General features: G+C 68.8%; 17 protein-coding genes and 1 tRNA gene. 13 read left to right on the forward strand and 5 right to left on the reverse strand.

Going from position 1 to position 22,044, the window contains the following annotated elements; all coding sequences use genetic code 11:
• Positions 1-155: 155 nt before the first annotated feature.
• From NDI79_RS00110 to NDI79_RS00125, 4 genes are all read left to right on the forward strand, one after another.
• The gene (locus NDI79_RS00110; protein WP_310927603.1) at positions 156-2,267 is read left to right on the forward strand and encodes an alpha-amylase family glycosyl hydrolase; all 2,112 of its coding nucleotides are present in this window, start codon (positions 156-158) and stop codon (positions 2,265-2,267) included.
• A gap of 4 nt (positions 2,268-2,271) precedes the next feature.
• Positions 2,272-4,794, forward strand: a complete 2,523-nt coding sequence (gghA, locus tag NDI79_RS00115; protein WP_310926423.1) for a glucosylglycerol hydrolase — start codon at positions 2,272-2,274, stop codon at positions 4,792-4,794.
• Positions 4,795-4,986: 192 nt separating this feature from the next.
• Entirely contained in the window at positions 4,987-5,229 is a 243-nt protein-coding gene (locus NDI79_RS00120) for a hypothetical protein (protein WP_310926424.1), read from the forward strand.
• 17 nt (positions 5,230-5,246) lie between these two features.
• Entirely contained in the window at positions 5,247-5,744 is a 498-nt protein-coding gene (locus NDI79_RS00125; RefSeq protein ID WP_310926425.1) for an HPP family protein, read from the forward strand.
• 4 nt (positions 5,745-5,748) lie between these two features.
• Here the strand turns inward: NDI79_RS00125 and NDI79_RS00130 are convergent, their stop codons facing one another.
• The gene (locus NDI79_RS00130) at positions 5,749-8,124 is read right to left on the reverse strand and encodes a DEAD/DEAH box helicase (protein ID WP_310926426.1); all 2,376 of its coding nucleotides are present in this window, start codon (positions 8,122-8,124) and stop codon (positions 5,749-5,751) included.
• A gap of 141 nt (positions 8,125-8,265) precedes the next feature.
• On the opposite strand from NDI79_RS00130, the gene NDI79_RS00135 reads away from it, so the two are divergent.
• From NDI79_RS00135 to NDI79_RS00145, 3 genes are all read left to right on the forward strand, one after another.
• Positions 8,266-8,691, forward strand: coding sequence for a DCC1-like thiol-disulfide oxidoreductase family protein (locus NDI79_RS00135; protein ID WP_310926427.1), 426 nt, complete (start codon positions 8,266-8,268; stop codon positions 8,689-8,691).
• Positions 8,691-9,173, forward strand: a complete 483-nt coding sequence (locus NDI79_RS00140) for a GIY-YIG nuclease family protein (RefSeq protein ID WP_310926428.1) — start codon at positions 8,691-8,693, stop codon at positions 9,171-9,173. Before NDI79_RS00135 ends, NDI79_RS00140 begins: the two co-directional genes overlap by 1 nt.
• 398 nt (positions 9,174-9,571) lie before the next feature.
• Complete coding sequence (locus NDI79_RS00145) at positions 9,572-10,693, forward strand: pyridoxal phosphate-dependent aminotransferase (protein WP_310926429.1); 1,122 nt, start codon at positions 9,572-9,574, stop codon at positions 10,691-10,693.
• 48 nt (positions 10,694-10,741) lie between these two features.
• On the opposite strand, the gene NDI79_RS00150 is transcribed toward NDI79_RS00145, so the two are convergent.
• Positions 10,742-13,870 carry an FAD-binding and (Fe-S)-binding domain-containing protein gene (locus NDI79_RS00150; protein ID WP_310926430.1) on the reverse strand — a complete coding sequence of 1,043 codons (3,129 nt, stop codon included), beginning with the start codon at positions 13,868-13,870 and terminating at the stop codon, positions 10,742-10,744.
• A gap of 193 nt (positions 13,871-14,063) precedes the next feature.
• Between NDI79_RS00150 and NDI79_RS00155 the strand changes: the two genes are divergently transcribed.
• Complete coding sequence (locus NDI79_RS00155; protein WP_310926431.1) at positions 14,064-14,357, forward strand: PRC-barrel domain-containing protein; 294 nt, start codon at positions 14,064-14,066, stop codon at positions 14,355-14,357.
• 74 nt (positions 14,358-14,431) lie between these two features.
• Here the strand turns inward: NDI79_RS00155 and NDI79_RS00160 are convergent, their stop codons facing one another.
• Positions 14,432-15,883, reverse strand: a complete 1,452-nt coding sequence (locus NDI79_RS00160; RefSeq protein ID WP_310926432.1) for a DHH family phosphoesterase — start codon at positions 15,881-15,883, stop codon at positions 14,432-14,434.
• Between the two features lie 180 nt (positions 15,884-16,063).
• On the opposite strand from NDI79_RS00160, the gene NDI79_RS00165 reads away from it, so the two are divergent.
• A tRNA-Lys gene (locus tag NDI79_RS00165) sits at positions 16,064-16,137 on the forward strand.
• 266 nt (positions 16,138-16,403) lie between these two features.
• Here NDI79_RS00165 and NDI79_RS00170 read toward each other — a convergent pair.
• A complete protein-coding gene (locus NDI79_RS00170) occupies positions 16,404-16,748 on the reverse strand; it encodes a DUF7999 family protein (RefSeq protein ID WP_310926433.1) in 345 nt (114 codons plus the stop codon).
• Between the two features lie 124 nt (positions 16,749-16,872).
• On the reverse strand, positions 16,873-17,361 hold the full coding sequence (locus NDI79_RS00175; protein WP_310923898.1) for an Lrp/AsnC family transcriptional regulator: 489 nt from the start codon (positions 17,359-17,361) through the stop codon (positions 16,873-16,875).
• A gap of 199 nt (positions 17,362-17,560) precedes the next feature.
• Between NDI79_RS00175 and NDI79_RS00180 the strand changes: the two genes are divergently transcribed.
• The 4 genes from NDI79_RS00180 (at position 17,561) to NDI79_RS00195 (ending at position 22,017) form a co-directional block, all read left to right on the forward strand.
• A complete protein-coding gene (locus NDI79_RS00180) occupies positions 17,561-18,547 on the forward strand; it encodes a DMT family transporter (RefSeq protein WP_310926434.1) in 987 nt (328 codons plus the stop codon).
• Positions 18,548-18,612: 65 nt separating this feature from the next.
• Positions 18,613-19,893, forward strand: a complete 1,281-nt coding sequence (locus NDI79_RS00185; RefSeq protein WP_310926435.1) for an MFS transporter — start codon at positions 18,613-18,615, stop codon at positions 19,891-19,893.
• Positions 19,894-19,961: 68 nt separating this feature from the next.
• Positions 19,962-20,519, forward strand: coding sequence for a hypothetical protein (locus NDI79_RS00190; RefSeq protein WP_310926436.1), 558 nt, complete (start codon positions 19,962-19,964; stop codon positions 20,517-20,519).
• Between the two features lie 25 nt (positions 20,520-20,544).
• Positions 20,545-22,017 (forward strand): alpha/beta hydrolase, encoded by a 1,473-nt coding sequence (locus NDI79_RS00195; RefSeq protein ID WP_310926437.1) that lies wholly within the window; start codon positions 20,545-20,547, stop codon positions 22,015-22,017.
• Positions 22,018-22,044: the final 27 nt, after the last annotated feature.

Here is a 22,044-nt window from a genome sequence, read left to right on the forward strand (position 1 = left end):
TGCCTACGTCGGAGTGTCGCCGAACGAAACGAACTCGCGAGTCCGCGGGCGTCGCGCGCCCGTCACAACACGTCACGCCGCCCGAAGGAGGGGTAAAGGCAAAGTCCCGAGGGGTGTTTGCTCTCTCCATGCACCATCCCGGCCCACCGCGATTCATGGCCGTCGGCGAGACGGTACAGCTCGCACCGAGAGACCCCAACCCCGACGAGACGTACCGCTGGCACCTGAAGAGCGCGCCCGTCGCGAGCCAACTCGAACTGCCCGACGACGAGGACGTCGTCTCCTTCTCGCCCGACACGGCGGGGACGTACGTGCTCGAACTCGACGCCCCCGACGGGACGCACACGCTCACGGTCCGCGTCTTCTCCGGCGAACTCGCCCCCGTCGGCGTCGGCGGCGGCGCCAGCGGAATGAGCGGGATGAGCGGAATGAGCGGGTCGGCGCGCCCGGCCGGGCAGAGCGGCGGCGCCTCCGGGTCCGGGTCGGGCGCGGGGTCCGGCGGCGGCAAGGGCGGCGGTCGACCCCGCGTCCAACTGCAGGGCAGCGTCGAGGACGACGCGTTCGTCGTCCGCGCCGACCCGCATCCCCACCCCGACAGCGACACCGACCGCGACGACATCGTCGTCGAGTTCCTCGTCGACGACCGCGACGGCGTCTCCTCGTCGGCCGTCTCGATAGACGGCTGGGAGCTTCGGATTCCCCTCTCGGCCGTCGGGAACCGCGTCCGCGTCCACGGCGTCGCCCTCGCGGACGCCTACAGCGTGCCCGACACCGTGGAGTTCTCGCGCGAGCAGATGACCGACGGCGGCGAGGAAGCCGCGGATTTTCGAGCCTCGTCAGAGCTCCGCTCTGACGGCGACGAGCGAGTCGAAGAGTCGCGAACTACGTCGGCGCTTCGTTCCGACGGCGGTGAGCGAGTCGAAGAGTCGCGAACCTCGTCGAAGCTCTGCTTCGACGGCGGCGAGGCGGAGGCGGTGCAGACCCGCGGGGACGCCGTCGCCGGCGTCGTCGACCGCCCGAACGACCCGCCGGAGTGGTCCAAGGACGTGACGCTGTACGAGATTTACGTCCGCGGGTTCACCGACGACGACGAGCACGACTCGGTGTTCGAGGCGTTCGAGGAGCGACTCGACTACCTCGAAGAACTCGGCGTCGACTGCCTGTGGCTCACGCCCGTCCTGCAGAACGACCACGCGCCGCACGGCTACAACATCGTCGACTTCTACGACATCGCGGAGGACCTCGGCACCCGCGAGGACTACGAGGCGTTCGTCGACGCCGCCCACGACCACGGGATGAAGGTGCTGTTCGACCTCGTGTTGAACCACTCCGCCCGCGACCACCCGTTCTTCGAGGACGCGTACAAGAACCCCGACTCGGAGTACTACGACTGGTACGAGTGGCAGGACAGCGGCGAACCGGGCACCTACTTCGACTGGGAGTACATCGCGAACTTCGACTACACCAACCTCGAAGTCCGCCGGTACCTCCTCGACGCCGTCGACATCTGGGCGGAGATAGCCGACGGCTTCCGCTGCGACATGGCGTGGGCCGTCCCGAACACGTTCTGGCAGGAACTGCACGACCGGGTGAAGGAGAAAGACCCCGAGTTCCTCCTCCTGGACGAGACCATCCCGTACATCGCGGACTTCCACAACGGGATGTTCGACATGCACTTCGACACGACGCTGTACTTCACGATGCGGCAGGTGGGCGACGGCAACATGCCCGCCGAGGGGATTCTCGACGCCGTCGACCAGCGAGCGGAGGTCGGTTTCCCGCCGCACGCGTCGTTCATGCTGTACATCGAGAACCACGACGAGACGCGCTACATCGTCGAGTGCGGCGACGACGCCGCGATGGCCGCCGCGGGCGCCCTGTTCACGCTTCCCGGCGTCCCGATGCTGTACGGCGGGCAGGAACTCGGCCAACGGGGCCGCCGCGACGCCATCGCGTGGGACCACGCCCGCGAGGAGATACAGGAGCACTACAAGCGTCTCATCGAGGTGCGAAACGAGACGCCCGCGCTCGGGTACGACGGCGCCTACCGGCGCATCGACTACGAGTCCGACACCGACCGCGCCGTCGCGTTCCTCCGCGAACTCGACGGCGAGGCGTACGTCTGCGTCCTCAACTTCGGGTCCGACCCCGCGACGGTGACGCTGGACGACCGCGAGGTGGAGTCGGTCGACCTGGTCACCGGCGAGGACGCCGCCACCGCCGAAGGTCTCGAAGTCGACCACGTCGCCGTCTTCCCGGTGAACTGAGGGGATGACGACCGACGCCGGCGTCCGACTGCTCGACGAACCGACCGACGAACTCCTCGCGTGGCACCGCGAGACGGCCGCCGCACACGACGACCCCTTCGAGGCGGCCAAGCGACTCACCGAACGCCTCGGCGCGCACGTCGTCCGCGACGGTTCCGACGCGACAGTCGCCGACGACGGGACGGGCACCCACGACGGGACGGACGAGACCCGCACCGAAGTCGGCTTCTGGACGCCCGAACTCCTCGAAGACGGGGTGCCGGCGGAGGACGTGTTCCTCGAAGTGCTCACGCCCGACGCCGACGTCGACCCCGGCGAGACCGACGTTCGGGAGGTCCGCTTCCGCCGCGACCGCGTCCCCCTCCGCCGCGAGGGCGAGTACCACTGGGGCGTCGTTGCCGGGATGCGCGCCGGGACGCGGGAGCGACTCGGGTCGCTGTACCGCCTCGTCTACCGCGAGAACGGAAGCAGAAACGACGGCCGCGACGACGGGGGCGGATGGGAAACCGTCGCCGACTCCCTCGCGTACTCCGTCCCGTTCGGCGCGTTCGCGCCGGCCGAGTTGTACGACGTCGAGCGACTGGACGAGACGCGCGCCGACCGCGACTACTTCGCCTCGCTCGGCACCGACGAGGAACGCGTCTCCACCACCGACCACGACGGCCTCCCCCGAATCGACCCCGCGGCGAGCGTGCTGGAGATTCACCCCGGTACCGCGACCGAATCCGGATCGCTCGCCGGTCTCGCGGACGTGTACGAGGATATCGGCGAGAAACTCCGGGCGGACGAACCGCTCGCCCCGTGGGAGCGCAACTTCGCCGGTTACGACGGCATCCAACTGATGCCCGTCGAACCGCTCACCGAGAACCCCGAGACGCACGAGTTCTGGTCGGTCGCAGACGAGACCGAGGACGAACTCCTCGTCGCCGTCGGTCGGCCGGACGCGCTCAACTGGGGGTACGACATCGTCGTCAGCGCGTTCTCCGCGCCGAACCCCGCCATCCTCGAATCCGGCCGACCCGACGAACTCGTCGACTTCATCGCCGCCTGCCACGCCCTGCCGCGGCCGATTCGCGTCGTCTTCGACGTGGCCCTCGGCCACGCCGACGACCGCGGGGCGGAACTGTTGGACGACCGCTACGTCCTCGGGCCGGGGATGTACGGCAAGCACCTCGACTACACGGAACCCACGGCGAGAGCGGTCATCCTGGAGATGCAGCGCCGGAAGATGGACTTCGGCGCCGACGGCATCCGCGTCGACGGCGCGCAGGACTTCACCTCCCACGACCCCGAGACGGGGGAGATGTACCACGACGACGCGTTCCTCGCGGAGATGGACGCCGTGACCCAGGAGGTGGCCGGCACCGAGTACCGCCCGTGGATGATATTCGAGGACGGCCGGCCGTGGCCGCGGGAGGACTGGGAACTCGCCTCCTCCTACCGGGCGCTCATCGAGCAACATCCCCACTCGTTCCAGTGGTCGCCGGTGACGTTCGCGCACAACACGCCCGCGCTTCTCACCTTCTGGGCGACGAAGTGGTGGCGCGTCCGCGAGGTGGCCGAGTTCGGCGGCCACTGGCTGACCGGCGTCGCCAACCACGACACCGTCCGGCGGGGAACGCAGATAGACCCGACGGTGGCGTTCAACCAGTCGCCGGTGAACCCCTATCTAGGCGACGACTACCCCGAGACGCTGGACGCCGCCTACGACAACCCCGCGGCGGCGACGCTGTTTCACTGCTTCCTCCCGGGCGTACCGATGGACTTCGTCCACGCCAACATGCGGGCGCCGTGGGGGTTCGTCCGCGACACCGACCCCGAGTGGAACGTGAAGGTGGTCGCCGAGGAGGCGAACTTCCTCTACTGGCAGCTCGGGGACGAGAAGTTCGACGACCCGACGCAGTTCCGGCGCGTGAAGGACCTCGGCTTCGACTCCCTCGACTCGCTGCACTCGTTCATGGACGCTCTCGCCGCGTCCGTCGAGGCGACGGAGTACGACCTCGACGCGATGGCCGCGATGCTCTCCGCGTTGGACAACCCCCTCGGGGGCGGCGACGGCGAGAACGGGAACCTCTCCGCGACCGACCTCGACGCCTACGCGGACGCGTGGATGCGCGACGTGTACGAGTTCGCCAACCTCGCCCACTGGCGCGACGGACAGGACGACGACCGGACGGCGAATCGCCTCGCAGTTCGGGAGTTCCGCCACGACCGACCGTGGCTCCGAGAGGACCTGCGCGACGGCGATTACTTCACCTACCGCCACCCGACGGAGGGAACCGTCCTCTACTACGGGTTCCGCGAGTCGCCGGACCGCGACGAGCAACTCCTGTTCGCGGCGAACATGGAGGGGGTGCCCGTCGAGGTGTCGCCCGACTCCCTCGCCGCGGACGCCGCCGGAGACGCGAACGCCCCGCCGATTCCGACCGACGGCTGGGAACCCGCGCTGACCGCGCCGGACGTCGACGCCGGTACCGATGTCACGCTCGCCAACGCCGACGCAATCGTCTGGCGGCGGGAGCCGTAGCACCGGAGCGACTGGGTCGAGACGCCGCTTTTCGATGTGGCAGCACAACCCACGCGGGCGAGACTTCCGCGAGATATGTTCGACGTTCCGGTCGTCTTTCCGACCGTTCCGGTTCGTCTCACACCGAAGCAGCCGTCGGAGAACGGACGCGACCCGCAAACCCTGAATACCCGCAGTTCAAACGGGGGGACAGTGACAGAGACGTACGTCTGCCCGCACTGCGGCACGACCCAGGAGCGTTCGTATCGGGTCAGGCTCATCATCGTGACGTGCCCGGAGTGCGGCGAGAACGGTCGGCACGTCCACGCCTCCTACGTGGACCTGCTGGACGACGTGCCGGAGGAGGACAAACCCGACGAGTGGTCGCGGATGCCGCTCGACGAGCGACTACTGGACGCGGTGAAGCGCGGCCTCGTCGACCTCAGGTTCTCCTGAGTCTCTTCCTCGACTCGATGCCTCTCAACGGACCGACGTTCGGTCTGCCGGACCCCGTCACCGTCGGCGTCCGAGCGACGCTCCTCTTGGCCATCGCGGGGGCGACGGCGTGGATTACCGGGATTCCTGCGCTGTTTCCGAGCCTCGGCCCCTCCGCGTTCGTCCTCGCCGCTCGAGACCAAGGGCCGACCCCCCGAACGGTTCTCGGCGGCCACGCCGTCGGCGTCGTCTGCGGCCTCCTCGCCTACACCGCCGCCGCGGCGGTGTTCTCGGTGCCGTCGACGCCGCTGGATTTCCACCCGCCGTGGCTCGTCGTCAGCGGCGTCGTCGCCGTCGGCCTCACGAGCAGCGGGATGCTCGCCGTCGACGCCGTCCATCCCCCGGCGTGCGCCACGACGCTCATCGTCGCCCTCGGCCTCATGTCGACGCTGTCGGAGGCCGCGCTGGTCCTCCCGGCGGTGGCGTCGCTGCTCGTCGTCGACCGGTTCACGTCCCGGATTCACCTTCCCTTCTGACGGCTCACGCCTCCCGCCCGCTCAGCGCCGCCAGTAGGTACACGGCCTCGGCCTTCGACAGCGGGTCGTTCGCGTTGCCGCACTGCGGCGACTGCACGCAGGCCGGACAGCCGTCCTCGCAGTCGCAGTCGCGTATCAACTCGTGTGTCCTCCGAAGTAGCGTTTCGACCTCTCCGTACCCGCTCTCCGTCAGGCCGACGCCGCCCGGGTGGCCGTCGTAGACGAACACCGTCGCCCGGTCGGTGTGCGGGTGGTGCGGCGTCGACAGGCCGCCGATGTCGCCGCGGTCGCAGAGAAAGGACAGGGGAAACAGCGATATCATCCCGTGCTCGGCGGCGTGGATGCCGCCGCCGAAGCCGTACTCGCCGCCCGAGAGGTCGTACTGCCCGGCGCCGTCCTCGCGCGTCTGCTCGCCGATGGCGCGCATCTCGCGTTCGACGCCGTCGGGGACGGTGTAGTAGAGCGCCTTCGTACGGAGCGTCGTCTCCGGCAGGTCCAGCGACTCCCGACCGATGGCCTCGCCGCGTTTGGGGTCGCGGCGCTCGAATCCCGTTATCCGTTTGCGCATCGTCACCTCGGCGAAGCGCACCTCGGTGTCGGGCCGGGCGTCGAGCGGTTTCGATTTCACGTCCGCTTCGACGGTTATCTCCTTGTCGTGCAGGACGCGCGTGTAGTAGTCCGCCCACGTCGGTTGGAGCGTCGCCACGTCGCGGTCCAAATCGAGTTCCGACACCTCGTAGGACTGCCCCTGGTGGTGGTATATCGCGCCGGGGTGGGCGTCGCGGAGGGCGTCCCCGAACGACAGCGACGCGATGACCTCGTTCGAGCGGCCGTCGAGGAGGTCCACCTCGCGGCTCTCGATGGTCCGCAGGCTCATCTCGTGCTGGGGGCTGCCGCCCCCCGAGTGGGTCCAGCGGACCCCGTCGGCGGTGTCGCGGCGCTCCAGCGACCCGGCCGACTCCAACTCCGCCACCACGTCGGGCGTCGTCGGGCCGAAGTGCCGGTCGTCGTCGGGTTTCAGCCAGTTCTCCGCGGCGGCGCTCTTCAGGTGTGCGGGAAGCAACTCCTCGTTCTCGGGGTTGCAGACGGCGCGTTCGGGCTCTCCGTCCCAGAACTCCTCGGGGTGGCGCACGAGGTACTGGTCGAGTTGGTCCTCGCCGCCGACCAGAATCACCAGGGCGTCGTCGCTCCCTCTTCCCGCCCGCCCGGCCTGCTGGAACGCCGACATCCGCGTGCCGGGGTAGCCGTCGATGAGGACGGCGTCGAGGCCGCCGACGTCGACGCCGAGTTCCAGCGCGTTCGTCGACCAGACGCCCGTCACGCTCCCGTCGTGCAGGCCGGCCTCTATCTCCCGGCGCTTCTCGTGTTTCAGCGCGGCCTGGTACGCGGCGACGCCGGCGGCCGCCTCGGTCTGCCCGCGTTCTCTGAGTTCGCTCGCGCTCTCGGAGGCGTAGCGCTCGGCGGCCTGTCTCGCCCGCGTGAACGCGAGCGTCTGGTGGCCCCTCGATAAGAGGTCCGCAAAGAGGTTCTTCGTCTCGACGTGGCTGGAGCGCCGCCGGCCGCTCCCGCCGCGGTCACCCTCGTACTCCGGCGGGTTCCACAGCACCCAGTGGGTCGCGCCCGTTCCGCTGGTGTCCTCGTCGACGAGGCGGAAGGTGTCCTCGCCCTTCCCGGTGATTCGCGCGGCGTGCTCCACCGGGTTGCCGATGGTCGCCGAGCAGCAGACGTACTGCGGGTCGCTGCCGAACCGCTCGCAGACGCGGTTCAGCCGTCGGAGCGTCAGGGCGACGTGGCTGCCGAACACGCCGCGGTAGCCGTGTACCTCGTCTATCACGACCGTCTCCAGCGAGGAGAAGAACCACTCCCAGAGGCGGTGGGCGTGCGGCAGGAGGGCGTAGTGGAGCATGTCGGGGTTCGACAGGAGGACCGTGGGGCGGCGGTCGCGCACGTCCTGCTTTTCCGTCTTCGAGAGGCGGCCGGTGTACTGCTCGACGGAGACGCGACTGCCGAAGCCGAGGCCGTGTGCGAGGTCCGACAGCGTCTCCTCCTGGTCGGCGACGAGGGCGTTCTGCGGACCGAGATAGAGGGTCCGGCCGCCGTGGTCCATCGCCCGTTCGAACGCCGGCACGGTGTACGCGAGGCTCTTTCCGCTGGCCGTTTGCGTCGCGAGGACGACGTTCTCGCCGTCGCGGACGCCCTCGACGGCCTCGACTTGGTGTCGGTAGAGGCGGTCGATGCCGCGGTCCGCGAGCGCCGATTCGAGGCGGGGTTCCAGCGTCGTCTCCGCGAACTCGGGGTCGCGCGCCGGGACGCGCCGGTGGTCGCGTATCTGCCCGTCGTAGTACGGTCGGTCCCGAAGCCACGCGACGAGTTCGTTCACGCCGCCCCTCGGGACGCGACCGACCTGACGGTTTCGGGTGGGGGCGGTTCGGGGAGCGGCGCCGGTCGCTTCGCGTCCGGTTTCACTCTCGACCCGCCCGACCCCGGCACCGTTTTGCGGTCGCGGCCCCGATATCGGACGATGTCCGAGTACGAGTCGGTCCTCGTGTACGACGGCGAGTGTCCGTACTGCTCCGTCGCGGCGCGCGCCCTCCGGGAACTGGAGGACGTGGGAGCCATCTCCTGGTACGACGACGCCGCGCAGTCGTTTCTCGAACGGCAGTTCGGCGAGGCGCCGTTCGCCATGTTCCTCGTCGACCGGCGGGAGGGGCGCGTCTACGCCGGGCGGTCCGCGGCCGAAGAACTCGCGGAGCGCGCGGGGACGCCGGGTCTCGTGAGTTCGCTCGTCCGCGACAACTACGAGCGCATCGCGAAGGTCGTCGGTGCGGCCAGCGGACGCGGCCGCGACCCGGACGACTACCACGAGGCGTACGACCTGACCGACGACGCGGCCGCCCGCTTCGACGCCCTCGTCGACGCCGCCGCGGAACGACCCGCGGCGCTCTAGTGGTTTCGCTGCTCGACCCCGATGCGATAGCGGCGGGGACGGACCCCCTCGGCGTCGGCGCGGGCGACGCGCCGCCCGGGACGTACGTCCTGCTCTTCGAACTCTCGGAGACAAGCGAGATAGCCGTCGGTGCGCTCGGAGCGGCGACGTTCCCGGCGGGCGCGTACGCCTACGTCGGGAGCGCCTTCGGGTCGAACGGCCTCGGACGGGTCGACAGGCACCGCCGCGTCGCCGCCGGCGAACACGGCGTCCGCCACTGGCACGTCGACTACCTCGGCGGCCACCCGAACGCTTCTCTCGCCGGCGTCGCGGCCGCCCCCCGCGCGGATATCGAGTGCGACCTCGCGGCCGCGTTCGACGCTCGAACGTCGCCGCTCGCGGGGTTCGGGGCGTCGGACTGCGACTGCGAGGCGCACCTCGCGCATCGGACGGAGTACGAGAGACTGCGCTCGGCGGTCGTAGGATATCTCGAAGGGAAATGACTGGGGGAGACCCCCAGTCGACGCGTCGGTCCGGGCAAGGCCGACGCGACGTAACTGCCGGTTGTCAGAGGCACCCCGGCGAGATTACGTAGTGTTCTTACCGACTTATATTCACTCGTCGACTATCCACTCACCGAGTGGTAATAGTATAAATAAATTTCTATTATTTATATACCCGGCCGAAGCAAGAAAGCGAAACTGACGTCGTCGCGGCGGTGAGACGGGGGACGGACGCCCCCGCAGTCGTGCGATGGCGGCCGCTCGGACGGCCGCGTCTCCGGTCTCGGGGACGAACTCCGGAGGGCGGTCCGCGCTCCGATACGTGTCCCGCTTCCGGTCCGCTCTCGCTCGAACGCACACCATTTTGTGGTCGACCGTCTACTCTGGGCCGACGCTCTATGTTCCCACCGTTACCCTATCTCGAGTGGATATCCGGCCGGCCGGAGGAGGCGACGTACGACCTCGGGTCGAGCGACCTGCGAACGTCGGCGCACCGGTCGGGGGTAATCCCCGAGAGTCTGGCCGACCTCCCCGACCCCGACGAGGAGGTGACGCTCCGCTCGCAACTCGCCGACGAGTACGGCGTCGCCGAGGAGAACGTGCTCGTCACCGCCGGCGCGACGCACGCGAACCTCATCGCCGAGTCGGCCGCCCTCTCGGTCGCCGAGAGCGGGGACGGTGACGAGGACGACGGGACGCCGCCGCAGGTGCTCGTCGAGAAACCGGGCTACCAACCCCTCGTCTCCACGCCCGGCGCCCTCGGCGCCCGCGTCGACCGGTTCATCCGACCGGAGGAGGACGACGAACTCTCCGCGGACCGAATCGCCGCCGCGGCGCGGAGCAGTTTCGCCCTCGCGGTCACCTCGAACCGCCACAACCCGACGGGTCGGCTGACGACCCGCGAACGCCTCTCGAAGGCGGCCGACGCCGCCCGCGAGGCCGGCGGGTTCCTCCTCGTCGACGAGGTGTACGGCTCGTTCGTCACCGAGAACCCGGCCGGCCGCGCCTTCGGCGGCGTCACCGCCGCCGGCCTCGACGGGGCGGCCGTCACCGGGTCGCTGACGAAGTTCTACGGTCTCGGCGGCCTCCGAATCGGCTGGCTCATCGGCCCCGAAGAACTGCTCGACGCCGCCCGCGACGCGGCGTTTCACCTCCCCACCGTCGCCGAACCGAGTCGGGCGCTGGCCCGCCGCGCACTCCACAACCGCGAGCGACTCTCCGAGGCGGCCCGCGAACACCTCCGCGCGAACCACGAACTCCTCGCGGGGTTCGCCGCGGCGCACGAGAAACTCTCGGGGGAGGTGCACGACGGCAGTTCCTACGCGTTCCTCGCCCACGAGGACGCCGACGGCGACGAGGTGGCGGAGGCGGCGTGGGAGGAGGGCATCCTCGTCGTCCCGGGCCGCTTCTTCGACGACGCCGACGGCTTCCGGGTCGCCCTCGGGCGCGAACCCGACCACGTCGAGGCGGCGCTGGACGCCCTCTCGGAGGTGCTGGCGTCGTTGTCGGCGGACGACTGATTTTCCCGTCGCGCTCCGTTCGCCCCGGTTCCATCCCGTCCGCTTCGCTCAGGTCAGCGCTTCGGCCAGCATCTCCACCGGGTGCGGCGGTTCTTCCCCCTCCTCGCGTTCGCCGAGTTGCGACCGGCAGGACGCGCCGGGGGCGACGACCACCTCGCCCTCCGAACCCTCGACTTGGTCGTAGAGGATGCGTCCCATGGCCTTCGACAGCGAGTAGTGTTCGCGTTCGTAGCCGAACGACCCGGCCATCCCGCAACAGGTCGAATCCAGCGGGTCCACCTCGTAGCCCGCGCGGCGCAGGACGCCGACGGCGTGGTGGTCCTTCTTCGTCGACTTCTGGTGGCAGTGACCGTGGTACGTCAGCGACCGGGGCGGGGCGTTCGCCTCCAGACCCGCGTTCTCCAGGAGACGGAAGGCGTCGAAGTACTCCATCACGCCGTAGGTGTTCGCCGCGACGGTCTCGACGTCCTCGCCCGAGAGCAGGTCGAGGTAGTCGTGTTGGAACATCACCGCGTCGGAGGGTTCGACGACGACGACGCTCCAGTCGTCGCGGACCTGCGGCGCGAGGGCGTCGACGTTCTGCTTCGCGCAGTCGCGCGCGCTGTCGACGAACCCCTTCGAGTGCGGCGGCCGGCCGGACCCGGTGACGCCCTCCGGAATCCGGACGTGGACGCCCGCCGCTTCGAGGGCGCGGACGGCCGCCCTGCCGGCGTCGGGGTGGTTGTAGTTCGTGTACGTGTCGGGGAACAGGAGCACCTTCGAGGCGGCCTCCCGCTCCGATATTCGGGCGCCGCCACGGGAGTCAAACCAATCCACGAACGACTCGCGGTGGAACTCGGGGAGGTCGCGTTCGCTCGCGATGCCTACCGTCTTCTCCATCACGAAGCGCGCGCCGGGCACCTTCGAGGCGAGGTTCGAGACGGGGGCGAGGGCGCTGCCGACGGCCGACAGCGTCCCGATGTTCGCGAACATCTTGTCGCGGAGGCTGGACCCGTTGCGCCGGTGGTACTCGTGGGTCAGTTCCGCCTTCATCTTCGCCATGTCGACGCCGCTGGGGCAGTCCTTGATGCAGCCCTTACAGCCGACGCAGACGTCCAGCACCTCCTCGACGAACTCGTCCGTGAACTGCTCCTCGTCCGAGAGGTCGCCGCTCATCGCCTGTCGGAGCATGTTCGCCCGCCCGCGCGTGGACTGTATCTCCTCCTCTGTGGCGCGGTAGGTCGGACACATCACGCCGCCCGTCGTCTCCTGCGGGCCGCGACAGCCCGCACAGCCGTGACAGAGTTCGGCCATCCCCTGAAAGCCGTTCTCGTTGGGCCACTCCATCGCTGGGTCGAACCCGGCGTCGAACTCGTAGTCGGGGTCGAAGCGGAGGTGCTCGGTCATGTCGTGGGCGCTCCTCCCGACCGTTCCCTCCGGTCGCTGCTCGTCGTCTTGGTAGCCGCAGACGTTGCCGGGGTTGAGGAGCCAGTCGGGGTCGAACGCGGTCTTGAGGTCGCGGAAGGTCCGCCAGAGGTCGTCGCCGTACAGCTTCCGGTTCCACTGCGTGCGGGCGCGGCCGTCGCCGTGTTCGCCCGATACCGACCCGCCGTACTTCATGACGAGGTCCGTCGCCTCGTCGGCGATGGCCTCGAACGTCTCGACGCCCTCGACGGTCTTCGTGCTCACCAGCGGCCGGATGTGGAGGACGCCCGGTCCCGCGTGGGCGTAGTAGGAGGCGAACGTGTCGTGCTCTTCCAGAATCTCCTGGAACTCCGCGACGTACGCCGGGAGGTTCTCCGCGGGGATGGCGGTGTCCTCGATGTAGGCGATGTGCTTCTCGTCGGTGGTCCGCGAGAGGAGGATGGGGAGGCCGGATTTGCGCATCTTCCAGAACTTCGCGCGCGTCTCGGCGTCGTGCGCCTCCATCGCCGCCACGGCGGTGTGTGACTTCCCGGTCGTCTCCGCCGCGCCCGCCGAGGGGTCGGCCTCGCTCACCCCGCCCGGAACTCGGTCCGCGACGAGGTCGGCGACCTGCTGACGACCGTGTTCGTCGTCCTCGGCGTAGAACTCGACTAAGAGAACCGAGTCGGTCCCGTCGGGCAGCATCCCGACCACGTCCTCGAACTCGGGCGTCTCCCCCGCCAACCCGAGAAGCACGTCGTCCATCACCTCGACGGCGGCCGGGTCGTGTTCGAGGATGGGGGCGACGTCCTCCATCGCGTCGACCACGTCGTCGTACGTCAGAAGCGCCACGGCGGCGGTGTTCGGGACGGGTTCGAGCGAGACGGTCGCCTCCGTGACGATACCGAGCGTCCCCTCGGACCCGGCGACGAGTCGCGCGAGGTTCACCGTCCCCGGTTCGCTCTCGGGGTCGACGCCCGAGTCGTCCGGGAGGCGTCGCTCCCCGCGCATCTCGTCGACCAGCATGTCGAGGTTGTACCCCGAGACGTTGCGTTTCAGGTCCGGATAGCGCTCCGAAATCTCGTCGGCCTCCTCGTCCAGCACCCGCGCGACTTCGGCGTAGATGCGCTCTTCGATGGAGCCGTCGGGGTCGCCCTCCTCGCGGAGCGTCTCGACTTCGACTTCGCCGAACGTCGTCACGGTGCCGTCGGCGAGCACCACCTCCGCCGATTCGAGATAGTAGTCGGTCTTGCCGTACTTCAGCGAGTGCGCGCCCGTGGAGTTGTTGCCGACGGCGCCGCCGAGCGCCGACTTGTCCCCCCACGCGGGGTCGGGGGCGAACTTCAGCCCGCGCGGCTCCAGTTCGGCGTTCAGGTCGCCCAGTCGGACGCCGGCCTGCGCCGTCGCCGTCGCGGCGTCGGGGTCGACGTCGTAGACGGCGTCCATGTTCGCCATCAGGTCGAGGACGACGGCCCGGTTGACCGTCTGCCCGGCGAGACTCGTCCCGCCGCCGCGCGGGAGGACCGGAATCTCCCGCCTCGCGCAGTACTCCATCACCGCGACCACGTCCTCGGTCGAAGCCGGCATGACGACGCCGATGGGCGTCTGCTCGTACGCCGAGGCGTCCGTCGCGTACAGTTCCCGCGAGTAGGTGTCGAAGCGCACGTCGCCCTCGACCAGCGACTCCAAGTCCGAGACCATCCCCGGACGCTCGACGTCGTCGTTCACGTAGTCGTAGTTCGCGTCGTCGTCCGCCGCGGGGTCGGCGAACCGCTCCCGTGAGTTCGATGCCATCAGTTGTCACGTCGTTCGGCCGTTCCGCGTATAAACCCCGGGACGGCGGCACCCCGGCCGGAAGGATTCCGAGTCCACTCGGTCCTCGGTCGGCGCCCCGTCAGACGGCCGTCTGCCGCCGTCTCCCTCGCGACCGGCTCTCGCGGCCGCGGAGCTACGAACAATTAAGGCGGATGGCCTCAAGAGAATCCACATGGACGGGACTCCCGAAGAGCTGACGACGCTCGTCGGGCGCGAGGTCTACTCGAACAACGGCGTCTTCGTCGGGGAGGTCGAGGACATCCGCCTCGACCTCGACCGACAGACCGTGACCGGACTCGCGCTCGGTAGACTCAACGACGAACTGTTCGGCACCCGGATCGAAGCCGGAAAGGGCGTGCTGCTCCCCTATCGCTGGGTTCGCGCCGTCGGCGACGTCATCCTCGTCAACGACGTGATAGAGCGTCTGAGACAGCCCGAAGAGGAAGAGGAGACGGTCGTCGCCTGAGGCGGGCGGAGCCGAACTCGAACTCGAATTCGACCCCGACCGCTCTCAGTTTCGTTTCTGCTTCAGTCTCAATCTCAGTTTCCGTTTCCGCTCTCGCTCTCGACGCCCATCGCCGCGAACAGTTTCTTGCGGACCGCCTCCTCGGTGAGTTGGAGCAGCGTATCGCGGTTGTCCTCCGAGGTTTCGATGCCGGTGAAGATGCCGAGCGGAATCTCGACGTCGCCCTGCGTGGAGTGGCCGCCCGCCTCGCCGATGCCCTGGAAGGCGTCCTGCAGGACGTTGCCGATGTTCATGCGGATGTCCTTCGACCGGGCCGAGAGGTAGATGTTGTTGTCGACGATGCCGAAGACGGCCGTCGTCGTCACGCCCTCCAGATTGAGGAGGTGCTGAGCCGCCTGCCCGAGGGCGTCCCTGTCGCGGATGAACCCCGCGTTCGAGACGAGGTGACTCCCCTGTACGTCGCGGTTCTGGATGGCTTCCGCGAGGACGTCCAGCGTCTCCGGCGACATCGACGGCGACTCCACCTGTTCGAGGGTGTCGTGGTCGGCGAACGGGTAGAGGTACGCCGCGGCCGTCAGGTCGGCGGGCGTCGTCTCGCGCTTGAAGTCCAGCGTCTCCGCGCGGATGCCGTAGAGGAGGGCAGTAGCGACGGCCTCGCTGGGGCTGATGTTGAACTCCTGGATGTACTTCGTGAGGATGGTCGACGTCGAGGAGACGTTCGGTCGCACGTCGATGAAGGCGGGGTCGATGGTTTCGCTCGGCTCGAAGTGGTCGATGAACACGTCCACCTCGGTGCCGATGTCGGGTTCGCCCGACTTCATGTGGTCGACGAGGGCCACCGCGCCGTAGGAGGCGAGGTCCGGCGCCTCCGACAGTCGCAGCAGGTCGATGCCGAGGAGGTTGACGAACGCTCGGTTCTCCTGGTGGCCCATCTCGCCGTCGTAGAGGATGTCGGCCTCCACGTCGTACTCGGTGGCGATTGCCTGGAGGGCGGCGGCGCTGGCGATGGAGTCGGGGTCCGGGTTGTCGTGCGTCAGGATGGCCAGCGTCCCCTCCGTCGACTCCAGGAGGTCGGCCAGTTGGCGGGCTTTGTACTCCAGTTCGCCCGACTCCAGGGAGCGGAGCGCGGAGTCGGCGATGACCTCCGAGGGGTTGATGACGACGTCGGCCCCGAGTTCGGCGAGTTCGTCCTCGGAGACGGGGTCGGAGGCGCGGACGACGACGAACTGGTCGTCGCCCCGTTCCCGGATGGCCGACACCGCCGCCTTGTTCGCCTCGACGTCCGACGAGAGGATGAGGATCACGTCCCGGTCGCTGACGACGTCCCCCACCTCGGACTCCGAGATGTCGGTCGTCTGCGCGTTCAGGTCCTGGTCGCGGAGGGCTTCGACGCGGCTCTCGTCCTTGTCGAGGATGAGGACGTCTTTTCCCTCCTCGGTGAGTTCCTCGGCGACGGCGTGCCCGACGCTCCCGCACCCCAGAATCGCGTAGGTGGACATCGAGGAGATGGTGACCCCAGCACTCATAATCGTCAGCACGTCTGGTCGGACGACACTTAACAGCACTCGTTTCCCGCGGTAGCGTCTGCGAACCGACGCGTTCGCCGACGGCGCCCCATCCGGTCAGCCGGTCGGCGTGCGCCGTTCTCCCACCAAGGGACTTAAACGAAAGGTCTTTACTTATCCCCCGGAAACGAACGACTGCACGGGCCGGTAGCTCAGTTAGGGAGAGCGTCTGACTCTTAATCAGACGGTCGGGGGTTCAACTCCCTCCCGGCCCGCTTCACTTCTCTTCGGAACCACGCCCGCCGAGCGGCGGGCTCGGCCGACACACCACGTTTCCGGTGAAATTTCTATAGAGAGCCCTCGAAAAATCTGTTTTCGGCGTTATCGCTCCGCCAGTTCGAAGCCGCTCTCGGAGTCGGCCCACGAACAGGTCGTCGCGGGCGGTGCCGAACGAGTCCGTCCGGGGTGCTCGGCGAGGAATACGGCGAAGAAGGGGTCGAATCGAGTCGCTTCCGAGGCATCGTCGACGCGGCGCTCCGTCTCAGACCTCGACGCGCCGTTCGCGTTCGCCGCGTTCCTCGTCGGCGCGGCGGGCGTCGTCGCGCCTCGGGGCGTCCGTCCGTCGGGTGTGGTCGACGCCGACGAGTTCGGTGACGCGCCACGCGTTGCCGCGCGACCCGAGCGACTCCATCTTCAGCGGTACCGTCGCCCCCGTCGGAAGCCGCGCCAGCGTGCGCCGAACGGCGTCGCTCTCGTACTCGACCAACTGTCGAACCTCGCTCGACGCCTCCACCCGCACCGTCATCGCGCCGTGGTCGTTCATCGGCCACTCGATTCGCGCCGTCGTCGTCCCCGCGCCGGACGGGTTGGTGGTGTGGGACCACATACTGAATACCTGTCACCACACCATCTTAAACTCTAGTTTGCAGCCGCTGTGTTTATTATCATAATCTGAGAACAACAAGAACTAGTGAAGAATTATCTCGTCTCGAAGACGATGCGTCCGGCGGTTACTCGTCTTCGAGTAATTCGTCGAGAAGCGTCTCCAACTCGTAGTTCTGGAGGACGCGCGAACTGTCGCGGAGCGTCGAGACGACGAACGTGGAGTTCGTCCGTTCCACCTCGTCTATCTGCTCGAAGTCGGTGATGAGTCGTTCGACCATCTCCCGGCCCGAGAGGTGGGCGACGACGATGAAGTCCGTCTCGCCCATCGTGAAGTACGCCTGCGTGACCCCCTCCACGTCGAGAATCTTGTCCTGAAAGGTGTGGTGGGGTCCGCTGTAGTCGGTGAGCAACTCGACCAGTACGGTCACGCCGAGTCCCACCTTCTCCAAGTCGATGTCGTACAGGTCGTTCTTGATGATGCCCGCGTCGCGCAGGTTGTTCAGCCGGTAGTGTATCGTCGAGACGGGGATGTCCGTCTCCTCGTGGAGTCGTTCCGGACTCCCGGTTTCGAGGTCGGAGATGGCCTTTAGAAGGCGGATATCACGTTCGTCCATGGCCCAGTTGTCTCTCCATACGTCGCTCCGCGGTTGTATGTTCCGTCTTCCGCTCGGATTAGCGCCGCGCCGCAACTCGGTGGCCCGTGTATCGAATTACCACGGGTTTTGTGGACACAAGATTGTACCAGAATCGGATTTACAACGAACTCTTGTAGACAGGTTTAATTACCCGCGGACGAATGAATGTACTACGCAGATGTCGCTCCGAACCTCCTCCACCTCCGCCGACCGAAACGCCCTCCTCTTTCTCGCACTCGCGTGCTTTTGGGGTACGTCGTTCGTCGCTATCGAAACCGGACTCGAATACTTCCCGCCCGTGCTGTTCGCGGGCGTGCGCTACGTCCTCGCCGGCCTCGTCATCCTCGCCTACGCCGTCGCCACCACCGACCGCTGGATTCCCCGTACCCGCGCGGAGTGGCTCAGCGCGGGCGTCGCCGGTCTGTTCGTCATCGCGGCCTACCACGCGCTGGCCTACCTCGGACAGATGCACGTCTCCGCGCCCGTCGCCGCCGTCGTCGTCAGCCTCTCGCCCGTGCTGACGGCCGTGTTCGCCGCGGCGATGCTCGACGAGTCGCTCGACGCCGTCGCGGGCGTCGGCTTCCTCCTCGGCGTCCTCGGCGTCGTCATCGTCGCCAACCCGGACCCGGCGAACTTCCTGTCGTCGAACCTGCTCGGCATCGTTCTCGTCCTCCTCGGGGCCGCAAGTTTCGCCCTCGGGTCGGTGCTCACGGCGCCCCTGCGGACGACGCTCCCCACCGAGTCGATGCAGGCGTGGGCGATGCTCATCGGCGCCGCCGTCCTCCTCGCGGTGTCGGCCGCCCGCGGCGAGTCCGTCGCCGCCGTCGAGTTGACGCTCCCGGCGCTCGTCTCCCTCGGCTACCTGACGCTCGTCTCCGGCGTCGTCAGCTACCTCATCTACTTCGCCCTCCTCGACCGCGTCGGCGCGACCGAGATCAACCTCGTCGGCTACCTCCAACCCGTCGCCGCCGCCGTCACCGGGTGGGCGCTGTTCGGTCAGGTCGTCGACGCGACGACGCTCGCCGGCTTCCTCGTCATCTTCGTCGGCTTCGGTCTCGTCACCCGCGAGACGCTCCGCGCGCGCCTCTTCGGCCGGTCCGCCCCCGCCGCCGTCCCGGACGGTTCGGCGACGACGACACGGGCCGACGGCTACGACGCGGACTGAGCGCCGATACCGTCGAATATACTACGAATCGAAACCGCTTTTCGACCCTCCCGCGCAGTACCGCCGTGAACCGGGAGAAAATACAGTTTTACGCGCTCTACCTCACGCGCTTCGCCGGCGGTTACGGGTTCATCACCCTCATCACGCTCCTCTCCGAGTACATCGACGCGCTCGACCCTACGAGCGTCTCCGTCTTCGGCCTCTTCACGGTCGGGGCGGGGTTCATCGTCGGAATGTACACCGCGGGGTTCACCGGCGCGCAGACCGTCGCCGTCGTCCCCCTCGCGTGGGCGGGCGACCGCTTCGACAAGGGCGACGTGCTCGTCGGCGTCCTCGCCCTCGGAACGGTCGCGTACGCGCTCTTCGTCCCCGTCGACTCCAGTCTCGGGTTCATCGCCGTCCGCGCCCTGCAGGGCGTCGCCGTCACCGGCGCCGGCCTGATGTCGCTGGCGCTGGTGGGCGAACTCTCCGCCGTCGGGTCCCGCGCGAACAACATCGGCAAGGCGAACGCGTCGGCGTTTGCCGCCTCCATCCTCGGCAGCCTCCTCGCGGGGGCGCTGTACGACGCCTTCGGCTTCACGCCCATCTTCGCAATCATCGTCGTCATCATGGCGATAGCCACCGTCACCTGCTGGCTGTTCCTCGACGACGACGACACCCGCGTCCCCGGCTTCCCGTTCACCGACCTCGCGCTGAACCGACGCATCCTCACCATCGCCACCTTCCGCGCGCAGTACGCCGTCGCCGTCACCCTCGTCCGGACGTGGGTGCCCATCTATGCCGGTGTCTCGGCGGCCACGGGCGGCCTCGCCTACGCCAGCCTCGCCGTCTCCTTCACCGTCGTCGCCGAGAAGTTCACGAACATGCTGTTTCAGCCCCGGACGGGGACGCTCTCGGACCGCTACGGCCGCGCCCTGTTCGTCTTCGTCGGCGGCGGCGCGTACGGCCTCGTCGCCCTCGCGGTGCCGTTCTCGCCCGCCATCGGCGCCGCCCTCGATCTGCCGGGCGCGTTCCCGATTCTGGGACCGCTCTCGCCCGCGTTCCTCCCCCTCGTGGGGCTGTCGGGGCTACTCGGCGTCGCCGACAGTTTCCGCGAACCGGCGAGCATGGCGCTGTTCGCCGACGAGGGCACCGACAGCGGCGGCGTCGCCTCCTCGTTCGGCATCCGCGAACTGCTGTGGCGGCCGGGGAGCGTCGTCGGCCCCCTTCTCGGCGGGTGGCTGATGTACGAAGTCGGAATGGAGTGGGTGTTCTTCGTCGGCGGCGGAACGGCGCTTACGGGCGTGCTGACCTTTCTCGCCGTCCTCGTCTACGACTTCGGACCGGGTGCGCTCACCGAGTGGTGAGCGCCCGGCTATCATTCAAGATAACCGACCGGTCGGTATTTATGCCGTTGGCGGCTTCGTTTCACCTCATGTTCCGCGCGGACGCACCACCGGAGGAGGCCTACGAGCGACTGCGGAAGACGCTCCGTTCGCTCCCCGAGGAAGTGGTGCCGCTGGCCCGAGTGACCGAAGAATTCCAACACGCCTACGGGGGATTGTTCCCCGACCTCAACGTCCCGCGGGCGATGCAGGACCTCATCGTCCTCGGCGAGGTCGAACTGTGCGCCGAGACCGAATCCGGCGCGCGCGTTTGGCTCCGCCACCGCTGGGGGGACGTCGATCCGGACGACAGGGCGGACGACCACCTCGCCGTCGCCGGGACGGCGTGGCGGTCCTACGTCGCCCCCGACTTCCGCCGCCGCCGCGCCGACCGCCTGTTCACCACCCGGAGCGCCGCGTTCGACCACCTCCGGCGCGCCGGCGGCGTCGACGTCGACGCGCTCGAACCCGTCTGGTTCCTCGACGAGGTGTGGGCCGCGGGGCTCGACTCCGGCGAGACCGCCGTCGTCCGGCGCGAACCGGTGTACGAACGCGAGGCCGCCCACGGCGAGTTCTACGAGGACGCGAGCGACTTCGGCCTAGAGTGAAGAAACGCCCCCTCGTAGGGACGGTATGGACAGCCTCGACACCCCGCGCCGACACCGACTCCTCGGCTCCCGCCTCGGGGGCCTGTTCGAGACGCAGACGTACGAGACGGTGGCGCTGCGTCGACTCCGGCGTCGGTACGCGGTCCGCCGCGCCCGCGCCGCCGCCGACGTGTCGCTCGGTTCCGGCCCCGCGGCGTTCCTCCGGGCGGCCGACGCGCCGCCGGCGCCGCACCTGCACGAGCGAATCGAGGCCGCCTTGGCCCGCTTCGCCGATATCCGAGAGCGACACGAGGACGCTGCCGACCGCTGGGAGGCGGCGTTCTGGGGCGACGAGGAGACGACGCCGGACGAACGCGTCGCCCGCGAACGCGAGCGTCGGGCGGCCGACGACGCCCACGCCGTCCCGGACGACGTGTTCGGGTTCCTGGACCGCGACCACCTCGTCCCGCCCGTCGCGTTCGACGTCCCGACTCCCGACGACGCCCGCGAGCGCTGGGCGCACGAACTCGCCGAACCCGAACGGCTGTACGGCTTCGCCGACTCCACGGTGAACGAGTCGCTCCCGCGCGTCTCGCGGTCGAAGACGGTGCACGGTCCCGAGACGGTGGAGTACCGCGTCCGGTTCGACACGCCGTCGCTGCACGTCGGCGACACCGCCACCGCCCGGGTGTACGAACCCGAGTCGGCGACCGACGACCTGCCGACGCTCGTCTTCTTCTCCGGTCTCGGCTCCCTCGGCGACCGGACGGCGTACTGGCTCGAAGAGGAGGCCGTCGCCCGACCGCTGGCCCGCGAGGGGTACCGGGTCGTCCTGCCGGACGCGCCGTGGCACGGCCGGCGCGAACCCCTCGGCGCCCACGCGGGCGAACCCTACCTCGCCCGGGCACCCGTCGGCCACTTCGAGTTGTACGGCGCCGCCGCCCAGGAGACGGGCGTCCTGGTCGACTGGGCGCGCACCGAGGGGGCGCCGGCCGTCGCCGTCGGCGGTCTGAGCCTCGGCGCCATCGTCTCGCTGCACGTCGCGGGTCGGTGCGGCGACTGGCCCTCGTCGATGCGTCCGGACCTCGTCGCTCCCGTCTCCGGCGTCGGCTCGGTCGCGCAGGCGCTCACCGGGTCGCGCCTCGTCTCCATCCTCGGCGTCGACGACGCCCTCACCGCCGCGGGGTGGACCGGCGACGACCTGAACGAGTTCGCCCCCCTCTTGAATCCCCCCGCGAAACCGGCGCTGCCGCCCGAGCGAATCCTCGCCTGTTACGGCTCCCGCGACGACGTGGCGCCCGCCGAGGGGATGGCGAGCCTCCTCCGCCGCTGGGACGTCCCCCGGCGGAACGTGATGGTGTGGGACCGCGGCCACGTCGGCACCGCGACGCGTCTCGCCCGCGACGACGGCTTCAGAAACGTCCTGACCGACGAACTCGACCGTCTGGCGGCGGACGCGGGCGGGAACGGCGACGGGAACGAGGGGGCCGACGAGGACGCCGCGGCGTCGACCGAGTAGACCGACGCTGTAAGTCGGCGCGTCGCT

Origin of the sequence: Halogeometricum sp. S3BR5-2 (assembly GCF_031624635.1) — an archaeon.
GTDB classification, from domain to species: domain Archaea; phylum Halobacteriota; class Halobacteria; order Halobacteriales; family Haloferacaceae; genus Halogeometricum; species Halogeometricum luteum.

Coding starts and splice junctions, on each gene's coding strand:
- NDI79_RS00195 (WP_310926437.1), top strand. CDS start 20,545: ATGGACAGCCTCGACACCCCGCGCCGACACCGACTCCTCGGCTCCCGC.
- NDI79_RS00175 (WP_310923898.1), bottom strand. CDS start 17,361: ATGGACGAACGTGATATCCGCCTTCTAAAGGCCATCTCCGACCTCGAA.
- NDI79_RS00160 (WP_310926432.1), bottom strand. CDS start 15,883: ATGAGTGCTGGGGTCACCATCTCCTCGATGTCCACCTACGCGATTCTG.
- NDI79_RS00125 (WP_310926425.1), top strand. CDS start 5,247: ATGCCTCTCAACGGACCGACGTTCGGTCTGCCGGACCCCGTCACCGTC.
- NDI79_RS00145 (WP_310926429.1), top strand. CDS start 9,572: ATGTTCCCACCGTTACCCTATCTCGAGTGGATATCCGGCCGGCCGGAG.
- NDI79_RS00135 (WP_310926427.1), top strand. CDS start 8,266: ATGTCCGAGTACGAGTCGGTCCTCGTGTACGACGGCGAGTGTCCGTAC.
- gghA (WP_310926423.1), top strand. CDS start 2,272: ATGACGACCGACGCCGGCGTCCGACTGCTCGACGAACCGACCGACGAA.
- NDI79_RS00150 (WP_310926430.1), bottom strand. CDS start 13,870: ATGGCATCGAACTCACGGGAGCGGTTCGCCGACCCCGCGGCGGACGAC.
- NDI79_RS00110 (WP_310927603.1), top strand. CDS start 156: ATGGCCGTCGGCGAGACGGTACAGCTCGCACCGAGAGACCCCAACCCC.
- NDI79_RS00190 (WP_310926436.1), top strand. CDS start 19,962: ATGTTCCGCGCGGACGCACCACCGGAGGAGGCCTACGAGCGACTGCGG.
- NDI79_RS00155 (WP_310926431.1), top strand. CDS start 14,064: ATGGACGGGACTCCCGAAGAGCTGACGACGCTCGTCGGGCGCGAGGTC.
- NDI79_RS00170 (WP_310926433.1), bottom strand. CDS start 16,748: ATGTGGTCCCACACCACCAACCCGTCCGGCGCGGGGACGACGACGGCG.
- NDI79_RS00180 (WP_310926434.1), top strand. CDS start 17,561: ATGTCGCTCCGAACCTCCTCCACCTCCGCCGACCGAAACGCCCTCCTC.